This window comes from Streptomyces sp. NPDC093600 (assembly GCF_044764755.1).
Classification (GTDB): domain Bacteria; phylum Actinomycetota; class Actinomycetes; order Streptomycetales; family Streptomycetaceae; genus Streptomyces.
Genome location: NZ_JBIWIU010000027.1, coordinates 1 through 4,185 on the forward strand (window position 1 = coordinate 1; position 4,185 = coordinate 4,185).

Genomic DNA, 4,185 nt, shown 5'->3' on the forward strand with positions numbered 1-4,185 from the left:
ACCACACGTGCCCGCCGCGCGGGACTTCAACCCCGGTCTTCCTCCGGCTCCCGACCCCCGTCCTCCTTCGGCTCCCGCCGCTCCAGCGGATGCAGCGCCGGCCCCTGGATGACCTCGCCGTCGACGCCGAAACGGGAGCCGTGGCAGGGGCACTCCCAGGTCCGTTCGGCGGGATTGAAGGCCACCAGGCAGCCCATGTGCGTACACACCGCCGAAACGGAGTGCAGTGAGCCGCTCTCCTCCCGGTACACGGCGCAGGGCCGGCCCGCCACGCGCAGGACCTCGCCCGTGCCGGGCCGGACATCGTCCACCGTGCGCCGCGCACCGGCGCCGAGCGAGTCCAGCCGGTCCTTCACGAAGTGCTTGGCGACGTCCCACTGCTCCTTGGCGACGGCGGGCGCCGTGCGGGCGACGATCCCGGGCCGCCGCGGGTCGTACAGCTCCGCCCACTCCCGCTCCACCGGACGGCCCCCGAGCAGGGAGCCGAGCAGCAGACCGGACAGGACACCGCCGGCCATGCCCCAGCCGGCGAAGCCCGTGACCACGTACACATGGTCGTCACCGTGGTGCAGGGGACCGATGAGCGGCACCGTGTCGGTGGAGGCGTTGTCCTGGGCCGCCCAGCGGTGGGTGATCTCCACACCGGGGAAGTTCTCCCGCGTCCACCGCTCCAGACGCTCGTAGCGGCCTTCGGTGTCCGGTTCCGTCCCCGGGCCGAAGGCCTCGCCGGTGACGATCAGCAGCCTGCCGTCCCCGTACGGGGCGGTGCGCACCGAGCGCTTGCCCTCCTCCTGCGTGATGTACATCCCGTCCGGGTCCCGGTCCGCGGGCAGCGGCCCCGCCACCACGAGATCGCGGTGCTGGCTGAGACGGGCGGCGAGCATGCCCCGGTCGAACACCGGGTGGTGGGTGGCGACGACCACGTCCCGCGCGGTCACCGTGGAGCCGGAGGAGGTCGTCAGACGGCAGGGCTCGCCCCGGTGCAGGTCGACGACGCGGCTCCGCTCATGGATCCGCCCTCCGCGCGCCGTCAGATCCTCGGCCAGCGCGCGCAGGTACTTCCGCGGGTGGAACTGCGCCTGCCCTTCGACGCGGACCGCGCCGGCGACGGGGAAGGGCAGTCCGGTCTCCGTCACGAACGACGCGTCGAGCCCGGCCTCGCGCGCTGCCTCCACCTCGGCGCGCAGCTTCTCGACGCCGTCCGGATCCTGGCAGTACGTGAAGGCCGCCCGGTCCTCGAGCTCGCAGTCGACGCCGAGCTCGGCCGCCACCTCGCCGATGTGGCGCACGGCGGCCATCTGCGACTGGGCGTAGGCGCGGGCCGCGTCGGGGCCGCGGGACTTCCGGAGGTCGTCGTAGACGAGCGTGTGCAGGGCGCTCACCTTCGCGGTGGTGTGGCCGGTGACACCGGCCGCGACGCGGTCGCCTTCCAGGACGACCACCGAGCGGCCCGCCCGGGTGAGCTCCCAGGCGACGCTGAGCCCCGCGATGCCTCCACCGATCACGGCCACATCGGCCTCGGTGTCGCCGGTGGGCGGGGGATAGGCCGGGAACGCGGCCGTCCGCAGCCAGTGGGAACCATGGGTGCCGGTGAGTTCGTTCATAGGGCGCGGTTGCCCTGAAAGCCCCCGGGGATGCGTGGCCCGCACGACGCCCGCTAGGGCCCGCCCTCGTAAGCCAGGGGGCTCTGCGGCAACCGGCTCAGGAGCTCCGCCGGGTCGGCGTACACGGCCTCGGCCCCCGCGGCGCGGAGGTCGTCGGCGGGAATGCCCCCGCACAGCAGGCCCACGCACGCCACCCCGGCCCGGCTGCCCGCCTTCATGTCCCAGACCGTGTCCCCGACCAGTACGGCGCGCTCCGGCGACACCCCGACGAGGTCGAGGGCGTGCCGCACCGGTTCCGGCGCCGGTTTGCCCTCCTCGACGTCGTCGGAGCTCGCCGTCCGCGCGATCACCTCGTCCGCGTCGATCGCACGGCGCAGCGCCTCCAGCTCATGACCGCTCGCCGATGTGACGAGGACGACCGTCCAGCCCTGGCCGGCCACCGTCCGCAGCAGCTTCCCCGCCGACCGCAGCGCGGGCAGCCGGTCGAAGTAGGTGGCGTACAGCGTCTTGTGCGCGGCGCTGATCGCGGAGTCCTGCCCCGTGTCGCGGTGGTCGCCCAGCAGATGGGCGATGAGGTCCTCGCTGCTGAGCCCGATGGCCCGGTGGATGGCGTGCATCGGGACGTCGTGCCCCGACTGCCGGAACGCCTCCCACCAGGTGACCACGTGCAGATGGTTGGTGTCGGCAAGGGTGCCGTCCACGTCGAACAGAGCCGCGCGGGTCATCCTCGGTCGCCTCCTCGTACGGCGGATCGCTTCCCGGCGCGGCTACCCGCGCACCGGGGGAGAAACCGCCGCACCGAGAGGCGTGGAAACGCCCGGCGCGGGCACTTGCGGCTCATGCGCATGATCAAGCCGCCGAGCGTGTACGCCCCTCAGGGAGACACGGAACTGCTGTTGGAGGGCCTGGCCGAGGAGGACATCCGGCCGGGCACCCGTTCGCTGGACCTGTGCACGGGCACGGGCATCATCGCCATCGCCGCCGCCCTCCGGGGCGCGGACGCCACCGCCGTCGACGTCTCCCGGGCCGCGGTGGCCACCGCCAGGCTCAACGCCCGGCTCCACGACTGCCGGGTCCGGCTGTTCCGGGGGGACCTGGGCGAGCCGGTGGCGGGGGAGCGGTTCGACCTGGTCACCGCCAATCCGCCGTACGTACCGGCCGAGAACCCGGAGCCGCCCGCACACGGCCTGGGCAGGGCCTGGGACGCCGGGCCCGACGGGCGGCTGCTCCTCGACCGCATCTGCCGCCAGGCGCCGCTCCTGCTCAACCCGGACGGGGTGCTGCTCCTCGTCCATTCCTCGCTCTCCGGCGTCACCGCGACCCTCGACGCACTTCAGCGCGCCGGTCTGGACGCCGACGTGGCCCGCCGTCGCACCCAGCCCTTCGGGCCGGTGATGACGGCCCGGGCGGACTGGTTCGAGGACCGGGGTCTGGTCGAGACCGGGCTGCGGACCGAAGAACTCGTCGTCATCCGCGCGACCCGTGGCTGAACCGGCGGCGAGGAGGTGTCCATGGCAGCCAAGGACGCACCGACCGGCGCCAAGAGCAGCGGCGGCAGGAGCAGCGCCGAGAGCGGTGCCAAGACCGGCTCCAGAACGGGGGCCGATGCCGGCGCCAGGGCGTCCGTCCGCGTCGGACGGCGCACGGTCGAGGTGAGCCGCCCGGGGAAGCTCCTGTTCCCCGACGACGGCATCACCAAGGCCGACCTCGTCGACTACTACCGTACGGTCGCCCCCCGGATGCTGCCCCATCTGCGCGGGCGGCCCCTCATGCTGGAACGCCACCCCGACGGGATCGACGCCGGGGGATTCATGCAGAAGGACCTGCCGGAGTACTTCCCCGACTGGGTGCACCACACCGAGCTGCCCAAGTCCGACGGCAAGGTCACCTATACGATCTGCGACGACGCCGCCACGCTGGCCTATCTCGCGAGCCAGGCCTGCATCACCCCGCACCGCTTTCTGTCCAGGGCCGACCGGCCGGACCACCCCGACCGGCTCGTCTTCGACCTCGACCCGGCCGGGGACGACTTCGCACCCGTACGGGAAGCGGCACGAGAGCTGCACCGGCTTCTGGACGAGGTCGGACTGCCGTCCGCCGTCATGACCACCGGCTCCCGCGGGCTGCACGTCCTCGTCCCGCTGGACCGGCGCGCCGCCTTCGACGACGTACGCGCCTTCGCCCGCGACCTCGCCGAACTGCTCGCGTCCCGCCACCCCGACACGCTCACCACCGAGGCCCGGAAGAAGGCGCGCCGGGGCCGGCTCTATCTCGACATCCAGCGCAACGCCTACGCCCAGACGGCCGTGGTCCCCTTTGCCGTCCGCGCCCGTCCCGGCGCGCCCGTCGCTGCGCCGGTCAGCTGGGCCGACGTCGAGTCACCGGACCTCACCCCGGGGCATCGCCGCCTCGCGGACGTCGACGCCCTGCTCCGGGACGACCCCTGGCACGACGCCCCGCTCCGGGGCCGCTCGCTCGGCCCGGCCCACCGCCGCCTCGCCTCCCTGCGCGCCTGACGCGCCTGAGCGGAGCGGGCATGTGGCGGCGGTGAATGAAGTCCCGGACGTCGGGCAGGCGAGTC

At 73.6% G+C, this 4,185-nt stretch carries 4 protein-coding genes; 2 read left to right on the forward strand and 2 right to left on the reverse strand.

Annotated features, from left to right (window positions below; genetic code table 11):
* Window positions 1–26: 26 nt before the first annotated feature.
* The gene (locus tag ACIRB4_RS31605) at window positions 27–1,604 is read right to left on the reverse strand and encodes an FAD-dependent oxidoreductase (RefSeq protein WP_403296098.1); all 1,578 of its coding nucleotides are present in this window, start codon (window positions 1,602–1,604) and stop codon (window positions 27–29) included.
* A 53-nt stretch (window positions 1,605–1,657) separates the two neighbouring features.
* A complete protein-coding gene (locus tag ACIRB4_RS31610) occupies window positions 1,658–2,329 on the reverse strand; it encodes an HAD family hydrolase (RefSeq protein WP_403296100.1) in 672 nt (223 codons plus the stop codon).
* Window positions 2,330–2,443: 114 nt separating this feature from the next.
* Here ACIRB4_RS31610 and ACIRB4_RS31615 point away from each other — a divergent pair, with 114 nt between their 5' ends.
* Both ACIRB4_RS31615 and ligD read left to right on the forward strand, forming a co-directional pair.
* Window positions 2,444–3,094 (forward strand): HemK2/MTQ2 family protein methyltransferase, encoded by a 651-nt coding sequence (locus ACIRB4_RS31615; RefSeq protein WP_403296102.1) that lies wholly within the window; start codon window positions 2,444–2,446, stop codon window positions 3,092–3,094.
* 21 nt (window positions 3,095–3,115) lie between these two features.
* Window positions 3,116–4,120 (forward strand): non-homologous end-joining DNA ligase, encoded by a 1,005-nt coding sequence (ligD, locus tag ACIRB4_RS31620; protein ID WP_403296103.1) that lies wholly within the window; start codon window positions 3,116–3,118, stop codon window positions 4,118–4,120.
* The last annotated feature ends 65 nt before the right edge of the window (window positions 4,121–4,185 follow it).

Bases quoted from the DNA above. Each gene is read 5' to 3' on its own strand.
- ACIRB4_RS31605 (WP_403296098.1), bottom strand. From the start codon at position 1,604: ATGAACGAACTCACCGGCACCCATGGTTCCCACTGGCTGCGGACGGCC.
- ACIRB4_RS31610 (WP_403296100.1), bottom strand. From the start codon at position 2,329: ATGACCCGCGCGGCTCTGTTCGACGTGGACGGCACCCTTGCCGACACC.
- ACIRB4_RS31615 (WP_403296102.1), top strand. From the start codon at position 2,444: ATGCGCATGATCAAGCCGCCGAGCGTGTACGCCCCTCAGGGAGACACG.
- ligD (WP_403296103.1), top strand. From the start codon at position 3,116: ATGGCAGCCAAGGACGCACCGACCGGCGCCAAGAGCAGCGGCGGCAGG.